The sequence below is a fragment of the Humibacter ginsengisoli genome, assembly GCF_054780095.1.
This window is the reverse complement of sequence record NZ_BAAGWZ010000006.1, coordinates 16,393-31,796: the sequence shown is the minus strand read 5'-3', so window position 1 is coordinate 31,796 and position 15,404 is coordinate 16,393. Positions and strand designations below refer to the sequence as shown.

The window sequence follows — 15,404 nt, the reverse complement described above, 5'->3', positions numbered from 1 at the left end:
GCGTCAGCGTACCTGCGCGCCGATCGCTGCGACCACTCCGTCGAGCGGCGTGCCGGAGGCGTCGCGCTTCGCTCCGCCCTCCGGAAGCGTCCGTGGTGTGCCGTCGCCCGAGACGGCCAGCGCGGGCGCTTCGCCCGCCCAGGCGACGGCGAGTTGATCCTCGCCCTTCAGGAACCGCTGCACGCGCACCCCACCGGTTGCCCGGCCTTTCGCGGGGAACTCCGCGAAAGATGAGACCTTGCCGGTTCCAGGGTTCGTGCCGGCCAGGGTGCTGGCGCTTGTCGCGGTCGTCACGACCACGGCGCCGTGCACGGCCTGTTGCGGTACGACGTCGAACGAGATCGCACTCGCGCCGGCCGACAGCTTGATGCCGGCCATGCCGCCCGCACCTCGTCCCTGCGGGCGCACGGAGGAAGCGGCGAACCGCAGCAGCTGGGCATCCGTCGTCACGAACACGAGTTCGTCGGAATCGGATGCCTCGCCGACGCCGACGACGAAGTCGCCGGGTTTGAGCGCGATCACCTCGAACTCCGGCTTGTTCGCCCAGTCACCGGGGGTCAGACGCTTGACGACGCCCTGCGCCGTGCCCAGTGCTAACGGAATGGTCGAGTCCGCCGCCACGACGGCCAGAACGCGTTCGCCTCGATCGGTGAGGCCGATGTAGTCGGACGCCCGAACGCCGGCACCCAGCTGCACCGAGTTCGCCGGCACCCCTGGAAGGTCGATGGGTGAGAACCGCACGATGCGACCACGGTTCGTGACGGCGCCGATCTCAGTGCGACTCGTTGTTGCGACCGACGACAGCACAGCGTCGTGCTTGCTGCGCCGAGAGGGGGGAGTGATGCGCGGTGCGGCTCCCTCGGCATCGGGCTGCAGGTCGACCCGCACGAGCCGGCCGGTGGCGGAGAGGAATACGCGGCAGGGCGCGTCGGCGACCTCAAGCACAGCCTGCGCCTTCGCCCCCGCCGTCGCCCTCGATGGAGCCGCCGAGGTGAGCATGGTGCGTCGCGGCGTGCCGAACCGCTCGGCGACGTCGCCGAGTTCCGTGGAGACGACCTCCTTGATGCGGTCGTCGGAGGCGAGAATCTGCTCCAGTTCGGCGATCTCGGTGAGCAGCGTGTCGCGTTCGGCCTCCAGCTCGATGCGCGAGAACTTCGTCAGCCGGCGCAGTCTCAACTCGAGGATGTACTCGGACTGCACCTGGCTGAGGTCGAACACCTGCATGAGGCGGGTGCGCGCCTGATCGCTGTCGTCGCTGGTACGGATGACCTGGATGACCTCGTCGATGTCGAGGATCGCGATCAGCAGGCCCTCCACCAGGTGTAGCCGTTCGCGCTTGCGGGCCAGCCGGTACCGGGAGCGCCGGGTCACCACCTCGACGCGGTGGTCCAGATAGACCTGCAGCAGCTCGCGGAGCCCCAAGGTGCGGGGGTTGCCGTCGACGAGGGCGACGTTGTTGATCGAGAAGCCGTCTTCGAGCGGGGTGTAGCGGTAGAGCTGGTCGAGCACCGCCTGCGGACTGAACCCGGTCTTGATGCCGATCACGAGGCGAAGTCCTCGACTGCGGTCGCTCAGGTCGGTGACGTCGGAGATCCCGGCGAGCTTCTTCGAGTTCACGCCGTCCTTGATCTTCTCGATCACCTTCTCGGGCCCGACGAGGTAAGGCAACTCGGTGACCACGAGTCCGGTCTTGCGCGCCGTGATGGGTTCGACCGAGACCTTGGCCCTGGTGCGGAACGTGCCCCGGCCGGTGGCGTAGGCATCCTTCACCCCGTCCAGTCCGACGATGATGCCGCCGCCGGGCAGGTCCGGGCCAGGCACGAACTCCATCAGCTCGTCCAGTGACGCATCGGGGTTGTCGAGCAGGTGGCGGGCGGCGCCGACGACCTCCACCAGGTTGTGCGGCGCCATGTTGGTGGCCATTCCGACCGCGATGCCGCTCGCGCCGTTGACCAGCAGGTTCGGGATGGCAGACGGCAGCACATCGGGCTGCATGAGCTGGTTGTCGTAGTTCGGGACGAAGTCGACCTCGTCCTCGTCGATGCCCTCCGTCATGGTGAGCGCAGCCGGTGCAAGACGCACCTCGGTGTACCGGGCCGCGGCCGGTCCGTCGTCGAGCGACCCGAAATTGCCGTGGCCGTCGATGAGTGGCAGGCGGAGCGTGAAGTCCTGCGCCATGCGCACCAGCGCGTCGTAGATCGCGGCATCCCCGTGCGGGTGCAGCTTTCCCATCACCTCGCCGGTGACTCGAGCGGATTTCACGTGAGCGCGCTCGGGTCGCAGCCCCATCTCGCTCATCTGGTACAGGATGCGCCGCTGAACCGGCTTCAAGCCGTCGCGGGCATCCGGAAGCGCCCTGGAGTAGATCACCGAGTACGCGTACTCGAGATACGAACTCTGCATCTCGGTGGAGACGTCGATGTCTTCGATGCGCTCAGGCGTGGCGGTCTCCGCCGCGGCGGTTCGAGGTGGTCTGCGGTTGTCTGCTGGGCTCATTCGTGCAATCTCGTGCGGGCGGAAACGGGGTACTCACACGCCGCCGGCGGGGAGGGATCCCAGTCCGCGCGGGTCTGCCAGACTGGCCGGGTGGGCTCAATGCTACCGGCCGGATTCCCGTCATCGACGAGCCTTGCCGACGTTCTGACCAGTTGCCTGTCCACCATCTCCGGAGCGAGTCCGACCATCCCGATTCCGCGGGTCGCAAGGGCTGTCGTGGTACTCGTCGATGGACTGGGAGCCCAGTCGCTGCGGGCCCGTTCGGGACACGCACGCTTCCTCGGTCCGCGGCTCACTCGTGCATCAACGCTGGACAGCGGGTCCCCGACGACCACTGCCGCGGCGATCGCCACACTGTGCACGGGAAGGATGCCAGGCGAGCACGGCATCGTCGGCTACCGCGGTTACGATCCGACGACCTCACGCGTGTTCAATCACCTCAGCGGATGGAACGGCGTGCCGGCACCTGAGCGCTGGCAGCGTTGCGAGACCGTGTTCCAGGCAGCGGCGCGTCAGGGCATCCCCTCCTACGCGGTCGGTCCCGAGCGCTACCGCTCGTCCTCATATACCGCGGCGGTGCTCCGGGGAGCGGAATACGTCGCCGCCGACAGCATGGAACGCCGCGTGGAGGTCGTGCGCGACCTCTTCGATCGCGGTGGCAAGCGGCTGGCATACCTCTACGTCCCCGAGCTGGACGTCGCCGCACACGCCAGCGGCTGGGAATCGGATGCCTGGCTCGTCGCGCTCGAGGAGCTCGACTCGGCCATGGCGCGGCTCGCCCGGTCGCTCCGCACCGGCGAAGGGGCATTCGTGACCGCAGACCACGGGATCCTCGACGTACCCCAGACGTCTCACGTGCTCTACGACGCGGTTCCTCGCCTCACCGAGTCGGTGACACGGGTCGGCGGAGACCCGAGACTGCTGCAGCTCTACCTGGGTCCGGATGCCACGGAGTCCGACGAACACGAACTGGCGGCGGCCTGGCGAGAAGCGGAGGAGCACCGGGCCTGGATCGCCACCCGATCGGAGGCGATCGATGCGGGATGGTTCGGCCCGGCCGTGGACGCCGACGTAGCACCCCGCATCGGCAACGTGCTCGTCGCCGCTCGGGGACGCATCGCGTACTACGACTCAACACCCGAAGGAGCGAAGAGCCGGCGCATGGTGGGCCAACACGGCTCGTTCACACCGGAGGAGCGACGAGTTCCGCTGATCCGCCTCGGTGCTTTCGAGTAGCGGGCTTACGCCAGGTCGTCGTCCGTGCGCGCACCGAAGACGATCTCGTCCCAGCTGGGCATCGACTTGCGACCGCGCTTCGCGCCGCGCACCGGACCGGTTCCCGATCGATCCGACGCCTGCGGCAGCGGTGCGACGGGTGGCTCGGCAGGCGTCGGCACGTCCGTGGAGTCGAATGTGTCGAGCGGGATGTCGACCGCCTGCGGTCCGGAGTCACGGAGTCCCGCCGCCTCACGTTCGCCGCGCCGCTTGCGCAGTGCCTCGAGCAGGTCAGCAGTCTGGTGAACGTCTCTCGGCTCGTCGTCGTCGGCGCGCTTGATCGCCTGGATGGTGATCGCGTTGTTCACGTTCTGCGGCGCTCGTCCGCTGGACTGCTCTTGGCGCGCTCCGGCGGGTGCATCGTCGAAGGTGAAGGCGCCGCTGTCGAAACGGGATTCGTCAGGAACCGGCAGCACCGGCGAGACGGCGCGCAACCGGGGAATGAGGCCCGTCTGCAGTTCTCCCTGCTGCGAAAGGGTGTGCGCGTCGGCATTGGACGGCGCGAGCGCCATCTTGCGCGGCTCGAATGTCCAGCGGGCATCGTGATCGACATCGTCGGCCACGAACGTGAGCTTGACGATCCAGCCGCCCTCGGGCTCCTTCCAGCTCGTCCAGCGCTCGCCCGTTGCCCCGACAGAAGCGAGGCGATCCCGGATGACCGCACCGAACGTGTCGCCCTCGCTGAGGGGGTCGATGTCGGCGCCGGTGCGCACGGGAACGGCCAGAGCAGACGCGACTATGTGCTCGCGCTCGGCCACGATCGGACCCTCGAAGCGCTCGACGTAGCCGATGGCGGCACCGGTCAGCGAAGCGACCTCTTCTGCCGACAGACCTGAGCGGATGTGCGCCTGGATCTCCCGTGGCGAAACCTTGGGCCCCGTCACGGGATCGGGCTTGATCTGACGCAGCCGAGACTGCAGCATCTCGTCGATGGCGATGCGGAACCGCTCACCGCTGTCGTTCGCGGCGAGCAGAGCGCCGTTCTCGATCCCGATGACCTTCAAATCCTGCATGCGAAACGCCTCTTTCGACCTCGTTGCGTTCGAGGCAACCTTGCCATGGAATGGCGGTATTTCCGGGGAATAACCGGGGCGCGCCGCGAGTTGATCGGAACGCACAACCGAAGGCCGAAAGAACCGGTCGCGGCGCGTTTGCTATTCCAGGGCTCCTGATGCAAACTATGCCCGCCGATTTCTTCGGATCGCATGAACAAGAAGTGGATGGGAATGGCAACCGATTACGACGCGCCGCGGAAGACCGACGACGACTCCGAGTCGATCGAGGCCCTCAAAGAGCGGGTTCCCGACAAGATGTCCGGGGTGGTCGACGTCGACGATGCCGACAACCCAGGCGGATTCGAGCTTCCCGGAGCAGACCTCTCCGATATCGATCTCGATGTCGTCGTCCTGCCCCCGCAGGCCGACGAGTTCACGTGCGTGAGCTGCTTCCTGGTGAAGCACCGCTCGCAGATCGATCACGAGACGAAGCTGGGGCCGATCTGCGTGGAGTGCGCGGCCTGAGACTTCATCAAGAATGAGGAGCCGGCGGCAGGTTGTCGCCGGCTCTGTCGTTGAGTGCCCGGGCGAGCTCGTTCGGGCGTCGAGTGGACAGCAGCCAGTAGGGCGCCGGGTCGTCTTCGTCGAGGATGGGGATACGCACCACGCCGCTGACCCAGCCCCTGATGAGCAGCCAGGCACGAGCATCCAGAAGCCTTCCGCGCTGCATGGTGGCTTCGGTGCCCTCGAACGTCTCGGCAGCTCCGAGGTAACGCCGTTCGATGTGGGCGCGCCCCGCCTTCAACTCGCCGGTCGTCACCTCGATCGTGGGTGATCCGGCGATGAGGCCGGCCACGCATCCCGCATAGAGCAGCACGGCGCACACGATCCCGACGGTCATGTTGATCGGCGCGAACACGATGATGCTGGCGGGGATCACGAGCGCTGTCGCGATGAAAAGCCAGGGGGCGGCCCAAAGCCGCTCTCGGTACACGGTCATACGTCTATTCGACCAGAGTTCTGCACTACCCTCGACACGTGATCGAATCCGTCGACGTGCTGACAACGGCGCTGGAGCCACCGCGGTACGCGCACCACGACGATGCGGGCGCCGATCTCTGCTCCACGGACGCCGTGACGCTGAACCCGGGTGAACGGGCGACGGTGGGCACCGGGGTCGCGATCGCGCTTCCAGACGGATATGTGGCGTTCGTGGTCCCTCGTAGTGGACTCGCAGCGAGACACGGCATCACGATCGTGAACGCCCCCGGAACGGTGGATGCCGGCTATCGCGGCGAGATCCGCGTCACCTTGCTCAACACGGACGCCAGGACGGCGTACACGATCGCTCCTGGCGACCGCATCGCACAACTCGTTCTGATGCCGGTGACGCGGGCCACGTTCATCAGCGTCGACGACCTGCCGGAGAGCGCGCGCGGCGCGAACGGATTCGGCTCCACCGGATACACCGCACTTCAGTCAGGAGAGAACGCGTGAGCGACACAGGGGACATCGCCCCCGACGAATGGGAGAAGTCAGCGCCCGAAGACCGTGAGATCGAGGGTCCGTTCGACGACAGCGAGGCCAACCCGGTACGCCCGTACATCGACCTCGGCGGCGTGAAGGTGCTGCCGCGCGAGGGCCTGCAACTGCGGCTGGAGGTCGAGGAGGAGACCGGAAGAGTGGTGGCCGTCGGGCTCGACTACTCCGGCTCTACGCTCCAGGTGCAACCGTTCGCCGCACCGAGATCCAGCGGGCTGTGGCACGAGATCCGCGCGCAGATCGCGGACCAGATCCAGCACCAGGGAGGCCGTATCAGCGAACGCGACGGCGTTTTCGGTCCGGAGCTGGTGGCCGAGATTCCCGTCGCCCAGCCCGGTGTTCCCGGAGAGACGCGCATCGCGCGGTTCATCGGTGTCGACGGCCCACGGTGGTTCCTGCGCGGCGTGATCGCCGGCGATGCGGCGATCGACCCGACGGCCGCGGCCGAGATCGAGGACCTGTTCCGCAGCGTGGTCGTCGTGCGGGGCAACCAGCCGATGCCGCCCCGCGATCTGATCCCGCTGCGCATGCCGGCCACTCCGAGCGACGCCTGATCGTGCCCGAACGCGACGATCCCCACTCCGAGCGGGACGACGAGACGACAGCGGCCGGACTCGGCAAAGCGATAGCGCAGGCGGCCGGCGGCGGCATCGGTGCCATCGCGGCGGGCGAGGCGCCGACTGGACGCGCGCTGTTCGACGCGATGGGCGGCGTGCGGGGGCTGTGCGAGACCATCCTCCCTGGGCTCCTCTTCCTGGTGCCGTTCACCGTGCTCACGAGCATCCGGGAACCGTGGGCGCAGCAGTTGGCCATGCCCGTCTCGCTCGGGGCATCGGTGCTCGTGGCCGGCGCCTTCACGCTGACCCGCATCGTCACGAAGTCGCACGTCGCCCAGGCGGTCGCCGGACTGCTCGGCGTCGCCGCATCGGCGATCCTGGCGTTGATCAGCGGCAACGCGGCGAACAACTTCCTGCTGGGCTTCGTCATCGACGCCGGATACGGCATCGCGATGCTCGTGTCGATGCTCGTGGGATGGCCACTGCTGGGTCTGGTGATCGGCTATCTGATGGGCGACGGTGTCGCCTGGCGGGCGAGCAGGAGCAAACGCCGCGTGATGCAGATCCTCACCGCGTGCTGGCTGGCCCTGTTCGCGGGACGCCTCGCCGTGCAGCTGCCGCTCTATTTCGCGGGTCTCACCGTGGCGCTGGGCTTCACCAAGTTGCTCATGGGCGTTCCGCTGTACGCCTCGCTAGTGCTCGTCTCTTGGCTCGTAACACGTGCCGTATACCCGCCGAAGCAGGCCCCGGATACCGAGGAGTGATGCTTCGGTCTGGAGCCGCGCGAGGCGTCCACCGGCCCTGCATCCGCTTCCGAGCGGGTGTTAGAGTTATCTCGACATCAAGATAAATTTCTGCCGACGAAGGAGAGGGCAGCGTGTCAGCCGACAGCGTTTCCGCAACGAACAGCTTTGGAGCACGAGACACCATCACGGTGGATTCGACGGACTACGAGATCTTCAAGATCGAGGCGGTTCCCGGCTACGAGAAGCTCCCGTTCAGCCTCAAGGTGCTTCTGGAGAACCTGCTGCGCACCGAAGACGGCCTCAACGTCACGAAGAGCCAGATCAGCGCTCTTAGCAACTGGCAGCCGGAGGCGGAGCCAGACACCGAGATCCAGTTCACGCCGGCGCGCGTCGTGATGCAGGACTTCACCGGTGTTCCCTGCATCGTCGACCTGGCCACCATGCGCGAGGCCGTCAGCGAGCTGGGCGGCGACCCCGAGAAGATCAACCCGCTCGCTCCGGCCGAGCTCGTGATCGATCACTCCGTGATCGCCGACGTCTTCGGCACGCTCGACTCCTTCGAGCGCAATGTCGAGCTGGAGTACGAGCGCAACGGCGAGCGGTACCAGTTCCTTCGCTGGGGCCAGTCGGCGTTCGACGACTTCAAGGTGGTGCCCCCGGGGACCGGCATCGTGCACCAGGTCAACATCGAGCACCTCGCCCGAGTCACGTTCACCCGTGAGGTGAACGGGAAGCTCCAGGCATACCCCGACACGCTCGTCGGGACCGACTCGCACACCACCATGGTCAACGGTCTCGGCGTGCTCGGCTGGGGTGTCGGCGGCATCGAGGCCGAAGCCGCAATGCTCGGGCAGCCGGTCTCGATGCTCATCCCGAAGGTGGTCGGCTTCAAGCTCACCGGGTCCATCCCCGCGGGAGTGACCGCGACGGATGTCGTGCTCACCATCACGCAGATGCTGCGCAAGCACGGGGTCGTCGGCAAGTTCGTCGAGTTCTACGGAGCCGGTGTCGCACAGGTGCCGCTCGCGAACCGGGCGACGATCGGCAATATGAGCCCGGAGTTCGGCTCGACGGCAGCGATCTTCCCGATCGACGACGTCACGCTCGAGTACCTGCGGCTCACCGGCCGTTCCGAGGCGCAGGTGCGCCTCGTCGAGGAGTACTCGAAGGCGCAGCACCTCTGGCACGAGCCGGAGATCGAGCCGGTGTACAGCGAATATCTGGAGCTCGACCTCGGAACCGTGGTGCCGTCCATCGCCGGCCCCCGTCGCCCCCAGGACCGCATCGAGTTGAGCCGCGCCAAGGAGCAGTTCAACTCCGACCTGAACGACTACGCCGAGATCGACCACGATCTCGTCGACCTCACGATCTCCGAGTCGTTCCCGGCCTCCGACCCCGGTGAGCTGAGCCCAGAGGATGCCCGCAGCATCCACCAGCATCATCACCACAGCCACGCTCCGCTCACCGCGTCCAAGCCGACGCACGTGACGATGAGCGACGGCGACTTCACCATCGACCACGGTGCGGTCGCGATCGCAGCCATCACGTCGTGCACGAACACCTCGAACCCGGAGGTGATGCTCGCCGCAGGCCTCCTCGCCCGCAATGCCGCCCGCAAGGGCCTCAAGGCGAAGCCGTGGGTGAAGACCACCCTCGCGCCGGGCTCCAAGGTCGTCACCGAGTACTACGAGAAGGCGGGCCTCACCGGATACCTCGAGGACCTCGGCTTCTACCTCGTCGGCTATGGCTGCACGACCTGCATCGGCAACTCCGGCCCGCTGCCCGAGGAGATCTCCGCGGCGGTCAACGGCAACGACCTCGCGGTGACGGCCGTGCTCTCCGGCAACCGCAACTTCGAGGGTCGCATCAATCCCGATGTGAAGATGAACTACCTGGCCAGCCCTCCGCTGGTGATCGCCTATGCGCTTGCCGGATCGATGAACTTCGACTTCGAGTCGGATGCCCTCGGCGCCGACCAGGACGGCAATGACGTCTATCTCAAGGACATCTGGCCCGACGCCGCCGAGGTGCAGAAGACCATCGACGAGTCCATCAACCAGGACATGTTCACGCGCGAGTACGCGAGCGTGTTCAACGGTGACGAGCGCTGGCGTTCGCTGCCCACCCCGACCGGCTCGACGTTCGAGTGGGATGCCGAGTCCACTTACGTGCGCAAGCCTCCGTACTTCGAGGGGATGACCGTAGAGACCACGCCGGTCGTCGACATCGCCGGCGCACGCGTTCTCGCCAAGCTCGGCGACTCCGTCACGACCGACCACATCAGCCCGGCAGGCTCGATCAAGGCGGACAGCCCGGCTGGCCACTATCTGAGCGAGCACGGGGTCGAACGCAAGGACTTCAACTCGTACGGGTCGCGGCGCGGCAACCACGAGGTGATGATCCGCGGAACCTTCGCGAACATCCGTCTGAAGAATCAGCTGCTGGACGGAGTGGAGGGCGGCTACACCCGCGACTTCACACAGCAGGATGGTCCGCAGGCGTTCATCTACGACGCTTCGGTGAACTACCAGAAGGCGGGAACTCCTCTCGTGATCCTGGCGGGCAAGGAGTACGGATCGGGATCCTCGCGCGACTGGGCGGCGAAGGGCACGACGCTGCTCGGCGTGCAGGCCGTCATCGCTGAGAGCTTCGAGCGCATCCACCGGTCGAACCTGATCGGCATGGGTGTCGTGCCGCTCCAGTTCCCGGCCGGCGAGTCCGCCGAGAGCCTGGGCCTCGACGGGACCGAGGAGATCGCGATCAGCGGACTGACCAAGCTCAACGAAGGATCAACGCCGAAGACGGTGCATGTGACGGCCACTCCGACCGAGCATTCCGCGGAGGGCAAGGAGCCAGTGGAGTTCGACGCGGTCGTACGCATCGACACGCCCGGTGAGGCCGACTACTACCGCAACGGCGGCATCCTCCAGTACGTGCTGCGCAGTCTGGTGTGACCGTTCGTCGGTGAGCATCTGAGAGGGGCCGGGATCATTCGATTCCGGCCCCTCTGCCTCCGGCCTCTCTTGAGGACGGGATGCGTAGACTCGTGGCTCAGGAACGAAAGGCGGCCGGTATGACCCTTCTCGAGACGATCCGGGGCCCCCGCGACCTCGACGCTCTCTCGAAGGAACAGCTCGAGCAGGTGGCTGCGGAGGTTCGCGAGTTCCTCGTCTCCAACGTCGCCAAGACGGGTGGCCACCTTGGGCCCAATCTCGGCGTCGTCGAGCTGACGATCGCGCTGCACCGCGTCTTCCAGTCGCCGCACGACGCGATCGTCTTCGACACCGGACATCAGGCGTACGTGCACAAGCTGCTCACCGGGCGTCAGGACTTCTCCACCCTGCGCCAGACCGGCGGGCTCGCCGGGTATCCGCAGCGGTCCGAATCGGAGCACGACATCGTCGAGTCGTCGCACGCGTCCAGCTCGCTCTCGTGGGCGGACGGCATCTCCAGAGCCTTCACGATGACCGGCCAGCGAGAGCGTTACGTGATCGCCGTGGTAGGTGACGGCGCGCTCACCGGTGGGATGACCTGGGAGGCGCTGAACAACATCAGCGACGACAACGACCGCCGTCTGATCATCGTCGTGAACGACAACGGCCGGTCGTACGCCCCCACGATCGGTGGCATGGCGCGCTTCCTCAACACCGTTCGCACCCGCCGCGGCTACAAGAGCCTCTACCTCACCAGCCGGGCGGCGTTCGACAAACTGGGCGCTCCCGGTCGTGCGGTCTACCGGGGCATGCGCGGGGGATTGCACGGCTTCCTCTCACGCTTCACCAACAATGAGGCGCTCTACTCAAACCTCGACATCAAGTACATCGGGCCGGTGCAGGGCCACGACATCGCCGCCCTCATGGAGGCGCTGGAGCAGGCGAAGAACTACGACGCTCCCGTCATCGTGCACGCGATCACACAGAAGGGGCGCGGATACGAGCCCGCGCTGCGCGACGCGGCCGACCAGTTCCACAGCGTCGCACCGATCGATCCGGAGACCGGTGAACCGATAGCCCAGGCAAACGGCACGTCATGGCCGTCCGTCTTCGCGGACGAGATCGTGCGGCTGGGGGAGACGGATTCCCGGCTCGTCGGCATCACGGCCGCGATGCTGCGTCCCGTCGGCCTGCACCGCTTCGCCGAACGGTTCCCGGAACGCGTCATCGACGTCGGAATCGCCGAACAGCACGCGGCGACGAGCGCGGCCGGTATGGCGTTCGGCGGCCTGCACCCCGTCGTCGCGCTGTACGCCACGTTCATGAACCGCGCGTTCGACCAAGTGCTGATGGACGTCGGCCTGCATAAGGCGGGGGTCACCTTCGTGCTGAGCAGTGCTGGCGTGACGGGACCCGATGGTCCCAGCCATCACGGCATCTGGGACCTCGCAACGCTCCAGGTCGTACCGGGCATCCGCATCGCCGCGCCCCGCGACGGCGAGAGGCTGCGTGAAGAGCTCGGCGAGGCCGTGGCCGTCCAAGACGGGCCCACCGTGGTGCGCTACCCCAAGGGGGAGGTGCCGGAGGCGATCGAGGCCGTGCGCCGAACGTCCGACGGTGTCGACGTTCTGCGCGAGGATGATGCCCGCGATGTGCTCATCGTCGCGGTCGGCGCGATGGCATCGACGGGACTCGACGTGGCACGACGGCTGGCAGCCCAGGGAATCGGCTGCTCGGTGATCGATCCCCGCTGGGTGGTGCCGGTTCCGGCGAGCGTCATCGAGTTCTCGGCGCGTCATCGCCTGGTCGTGTGCATCGAGGACGGCATCCGGGTGGGCGGCATCGGCACGCGCATCCGGCAGGATCTGCGCGAGGCCGGCGTCGACACGGCGGTCACCGAAGTCGGTCTGCCCGACGAGTTCCTGGAGCACGGAGCCCGAGCCGACATCCTGGACCGCGCTCGAATGACGCCGCAGCACATCGCCCACGACGTGATGGGGATGGTGCTCGGCTCGAAGCTTCCCTACGCGCGCGGCGTGAGCGGCGACACGGGAGCACAGCCCATCGTGGTGCGCGCGAAGGAGTGACCGCGCCGGGGATGCCGGTCAGCGAACGACGTCGTAGCGCAGTCCGACCGCTCCGCTCGGAAAGTCGTGCCGCGCCGTGAGCCGCAGCCTCAGGTCGCTGTCGACAGGCAGCAACGGAGCACCGCCGCCCAGCACCACCGGCATGATCGTCACGATGAGCTCGTCGAGCCTGCCGAGCCTGGCGAACTGCGCGACGACGTCGCCGCCCCCGACCAGCCAGACGTCGCGGTCGCCCGCGGCAGCCGGGACATCATCGATGACGGATGCCACATCGCCGGCATGGAATCGCACGTCGCGTCCCCGCACCCGAGGCAGGTCCCTGTGCGTGAGCACCCAGGCCGGAACCTCGTACGTGTACGCATCCGGCCCCTCGCCGAGGATGAACTCGTACGTGGAGGCACCCATCACTATTGCGCCGACCTCGGCGATGAATCGCTCGTAGTCGGGCGTGAACTCTGCGAAGCCGAATGCGGTGAGCCAGTCGATCGCGTTCTCACGGTCGGCGATGTACCCGTCGAGGCTGGAGGCGACGTAGTAGCGGAAGCGGGTCATCCGCACAACGTAACGCGGGCTCCCGACATCCGACGAAGCGGTCCTGCCGGGAGCCCGCGTTACCGGACTCGCCGATGCCTTATGCGCCTACGCCCTTCAGCACCGGGTGGTGGAAGGTGTCGCCGAAGACGCGCTCGCTGGCGCCTACCCGGTCGAGATACGGCGTGATGCCGCCCATCTGGAACGGGAAGCCGGCGCCGAGGATCATGCAGAGATCGATGTCTTCGGCGGCGGCCACGACGTGATCGTCGTCGAGCATGCGGTAGATCTCGTCGGCCAGGCCGTCCTGCAGCCGGGTCAGGATCTCTTCTTCGGTAAGCGGGTTCTTGCCGACGGTCATGACCTTCAGCGCACCCTTGTCGAAACCCTTGACGTTGCCCTTGCCGTCCTTTTCGAGCAGCTTGCCGTAGTCCGCGAGCTTGTGCAGGTTCTCGCTCCGGTGGAAGCGCTCGGGGAAAGCGGCGTGGTGCGTGTCCAGCACATGCGCGCCCACCTTCAGTCCCACCAGATCGAGCAGCACGGAAGGAGCCATCGGGAGCCCGAGCGGCGCGATCGCCTTGTCGACGGTCTCGAACGGCGTTCCGCTGTCGACCGCGTACATCGCCTCCCCGAGCAGCTTGGCAAGCACCCGGTTCACGACGAACCCGGGGGTATCGGCCGTGATCACGGCGTTCTTCTTGAGCTTGGCAGCCGTGACCATCGCGGTCGACAGCGTCGCGTCATCTGTCTTCGTCGCCTTGACGACCTCGATCAAAGGCATCACCGCGACCGGTGTGAAGAAGTGGAAGCCAACGAGTCGTTCGGGATGCTCGAGCTTCGCACCGATCCGGTCGACGGAGAGACTCGACGTGTTGGTCGCCAGCACCGCCTCCGACGACACGATCTTCTCGATCTCGGCGAAGACGTCCTGCTTGACGCCGAGCTCCTCGAAGACCGCCTCGATGACCCAATCGCAGTCGGCGAACTCGCCCTTGTCCGTCGTGCCGCGGATGAGCGCGCGCAACCGGTTCGCTTCGTCGGAGCCGATGCGTCCCTTGCCGAGCAGCTTCTCGATCTCGTCGTTGATGTAAGCGACGCCCTTGTCGACGCGTTCCTGGTCGATGTCCGTGATGATTACGGGCACCTGCAGCCTGCGCAGGAACAGCAGCGCGAACTGGCTCGCCATGTACCCGGCGCCGAGCACGCCGATCTTCGTCACCTTCTTGGCGAGCTCCTTGTCGGGCGCACCTGCCGGCCGCTTCGCTCGCTTCTGCACCAGGTTGAAGGCGTAGATGGATGCCTGCAGCTGGTCCCCGGCGATGAGATCGGCGAGCGCGTCGTCCTCCAGTGCGAAGCACGCCTCCTTGTCGCCGCTCTTGGCCGCCTTCAGCAGATCGAGCGCCTTGAACGGCGACAACGGGACAGTGCCCAGCTTGGATGCCACCTGGTCGCGCGCGATCTTGATGGCGATGTCCCACTTCGCGAGGCGCTCCAGCTTGCCCGGCGCGTTCTTGCGCTCCACCTTCTCGGTGCCGTTCAGTACGCCGTCGACGAACTTGATGGAGTCTTCCAAGAAATTCACTGGGGCGAACAAGCGGTCCGCGATACCGAGCTCGTAGGCATCCTGCGCCTTCAGCATGCGGTTCTGCTTGAGCGGGTTCTCGATCACGACCCTAAGTGCGTTCTCAATGCCGATCAGGTTGGGCAGGAGGAACGTGCCGCCCCAGCCTGGCACCAGGCCGAGGAAGACCTCGGGAAGGCCGATCGCAGCGGCGGAGGCGTCGATCGTGCGGTAGTCCGCGTTGAGAGGCAGCTCGAGTCCGCCGCCCAGCGCGAGCCCATTGATGAACACGAAGCTCGGCACGCCGAACGACGCCTGCTTGCTCAGCACGAAGTGGCCGAGCTGTGCCAGCCGTTTCGCGATGTCACGGCTCGGCACTTCGGCGACCTTCGAAAGGTCGGCGCCGGCGGCCAGGATGAACGGCTTTCCGGTCGTCGCCACCGCGTGAATCTCACCACGCGAGGCGCGCTGCTTCAGCTCGTCATATGTCTTGCCGAGCTCGAGCAGCCCGACCGGACCGAATGTGTTCGGGCGGGTGTGGTCGCGTCCATTGTCGATGGTGACGAGCGCGAGCACCTTTCCTGATGCCAGTTTGACGTCGCGCACGTAGTTGTGCGTCACCACCTCGTCATCCGCGAACGCCAGCAGGTCGGAGAAGTCGATCTTCGAATAGTCGGTCAC

Annotated in this window: 12 protein-coding genes; 7 read left to right on the top strand and 5 right to left on the bottom strand. The window is 66.6% G+C overall.

The window, feature by feature from the left end; translation table 11 throughout:
* Positions 1–3: 3 nt before the first annotated feature.
* The gene (locus tag ACYVI5_RS08430) at positions 4–2,496 is read right to left on the bottom strand and encodes a DNA gyrase/topoisomerase IV subunit A (RefSeq protein ID WP_460579813.1); all 2,493 of its coding nucleotides are present in this window, start codon (positions 2,494–2,496) and stop codon (positions 4–6) included.
* A gap of 99 nt (positions 2,497–2,595) precedes the next feature.
* Here ACYVI5_RS08430 and ACYVI5_RS08425 point away from each other — a divergent pair, with 99 nt between their 5' ends.
* Positions 2,596–3,732 (top strand): alkaline phosphatase family protein, encoded by a 1,137-nt coding sequence (locus tag ACYVI5_RS08425; RefSeq protein ID WP_460580566.1) that lies wholly within the window; start codon positions 2,596–2,598, stop codon positions 3,730–3,732.
* A gap of 5 nt (positions 3,733–3,737) precedes the next feature.
* On the opposite strand, the gene sepH is transcribed toward ACYVI5_RS08425, so the two are convergent.
* Positions 3,738–4,784: a septation protein SepH gene (sepH, locus tag ACYVI5_RS08420; protein ID WP_460529379.1), complete on the bottom strand. Its 1,047-nt coding sequence runs from the start codon at positions 4,782–4,784 to the stop codon at positions 3,738–3,740.
* 213 nt (positions 4,785–4,997) lie between these two features.
* Between sepH and ACYVI5_RS08415 the strand changes: the two genes are divergently transcribed.
* Entirely contained in the window at positions 4,998–5,291 is a 294-nt protein-coding gene (locus ACYVI5_RS08415) for a DUF4193 domain-containing protein (protein ID WP_146322659.1), read from the top strand.
* A 7-nt stretch (positions 5,292–5,298) separates the two neighbouring features.
* Here ACYVI5_RS08415 and ACYVI5_RS08410 read toward each other — a convergent pair whose 3' ends face one another.
* Entirely contained in the window at positions 5,299–5,766 is a 468-nt protein-coding gene (locus tag ACYVI5_RS08410; RefSeq protein ID WP_460579812.1) for a DUF3093 domain-containing protein, read from the bottom strand.
* Between the two features lie 38 nt (positions 5,767–5,804).
* On the opposite strand from ACYVI5_RS08410, the gene dut reads away from it, so the two are divergent.
* The 5 genes from dut (at position 5,805) to dxs (ending at position 12,631) form a co-directional block, all read left to right on the top strand.
* Positions 5,805–6,263, top strand: a complete 459-nt coding sequence (gene dut / locus ACYVI5_RS08405; protein WP_460579811.1) for a dUTP diphosphatase — start codon at positions 5,805–5,807, stop codon at positions 6,261–6,263.
* Complete coding sequence (locus tag ACYVI5_RS08400) at positions 6,260–6,862, top strand: DUF3710 domain-containing protein (protein ID WP_460579810.1); 603 nt, start codon at positions 6,260–6,262, stop codon at positions 6,860–6,862. Before dut ends, ACYVI5_RS08400 begins: the two co-directional genes overlap by 4 nt.
* Before the next feature lie 2 nt (positions 6,863–6,864).
* Complete coding sequence (locus ACYVI5_RS08395; RefSeq protein WP_460579809.1) at positions 6,865–7,629, top strand: DUF3159 domain-containing protein; 765 nt, start codon at positions 6,865–6,867, stop codon at positions 7,627–7,629.
* Positions 7,630–7,742: 113 nt separating this feature from the next.
* Positions 7,743–10,565 carry an aconitate hydratase gene (acnA, locus tag ACYVI5_RS08390; protein WP_460579808.1) on the top strand — a complete coding sequence of 941 codons (2,823 nt, stop codon included), beginning with the start codon at positions 7,743–7,745 and terminating at the stop codon, positions 10,563–10,565.
* Between the two features lie 119 nt (positions 10,566–10,684).
* Positions 10,685–12,631 (top strand): 1-deoxy-D-xylulose-5-phosphate synthase, encoded by a 1,947-nt coding sequence (gene dxs, locus ACYVI5_RS08385; protein ID WP_460579807.1) that lies wholly within the window; start codon positions 10,685–10,687, stop codon positions 12,629–12,631.
* Between the two features lie 18 nt (positions 12,632–12,649).
* Here the strand turns inward: dxs and ACYVI5_RS08380 are convergent, their stop codons facing one another.
* Together ACYVI5_RS08380 and ACYVI5_RS08375 are read right to left on the bottom strand one after the other, a co-directional pair.
* Positions 12,650–13,183, bottom strand: a complete 534-nt coding sequence (locus tag ACYVI5_RS08380) for a dihydrofolate reductase family protein (RefSeq protein WP_460579806.1) — start codon at positions 13,181–13,183, stop codon at positions 12,650–12,652.
* Between the two features lie 79 nt (positions 13,184–13,262).
* A complete protein-coding gene (locus ACYVI5_RS08375) occupies positions 13,263–15,404 on the bottom strand; it encodes a 3-hydroxyacyl-CoA dehydrogenase NAD-binding domain-containing protein (protein WP_460580565.1) in 2,142 nt (713 codons plus the stop codon).

Bases quoted from the DNA above. Each gene is read 5' to 3' on its own strand.
- ACYVI5_RS08380 (WP_460579806.1), bottom strand. From the start codon at position 13,183: ATGACCCGCTTCCGCTACTACGTCGCCTCCAGCCTCGACGGGTACATC.
- ACYVI5_RS08410 (WP_460579812.1), bottom strand. From the start codon at position 5,766: ATGACCGTGTACCGAGAGCGGCTTTGGGCCGCCCCCTGGCTTTTCATC.
- ACYVI5_RS08425 (WP_460580566.1), top strand. From the start codon at position 2,596: ATGCTACCGGCCGGATTCCCGTCATCGACGAGCCTTGCCGACGTTCTG.
- sepH (WP_460529379.1), bottom strand. From the start codon at position 4,784: ATGCAGGATTTGAAGGTCATCGGGATCGAGAACGGCGCTCTGCTCGCC.
- dxs (WP_460579807.1), top strand. From the start codon at position 10,685: ATGACCCTTCTCGAGACGATCCGGGGCCCCCGCGACCTCGACGCTCTC.
- ACYVI5_RS08430 (WP_460579813.1), bottom strand. From the start codon at position 2,496: ATGAGCCCAGCAGACAACCGCAGACCACCTCGAACCGCCGCGGCGGAG.
- ACYVI5_RS08415 (WP_146322659.1), top strand. From the start codon at position 4,998: ATGGCAACCGATTACGACGCGCCGCGGAAGACCGACGACGACTCCGAG.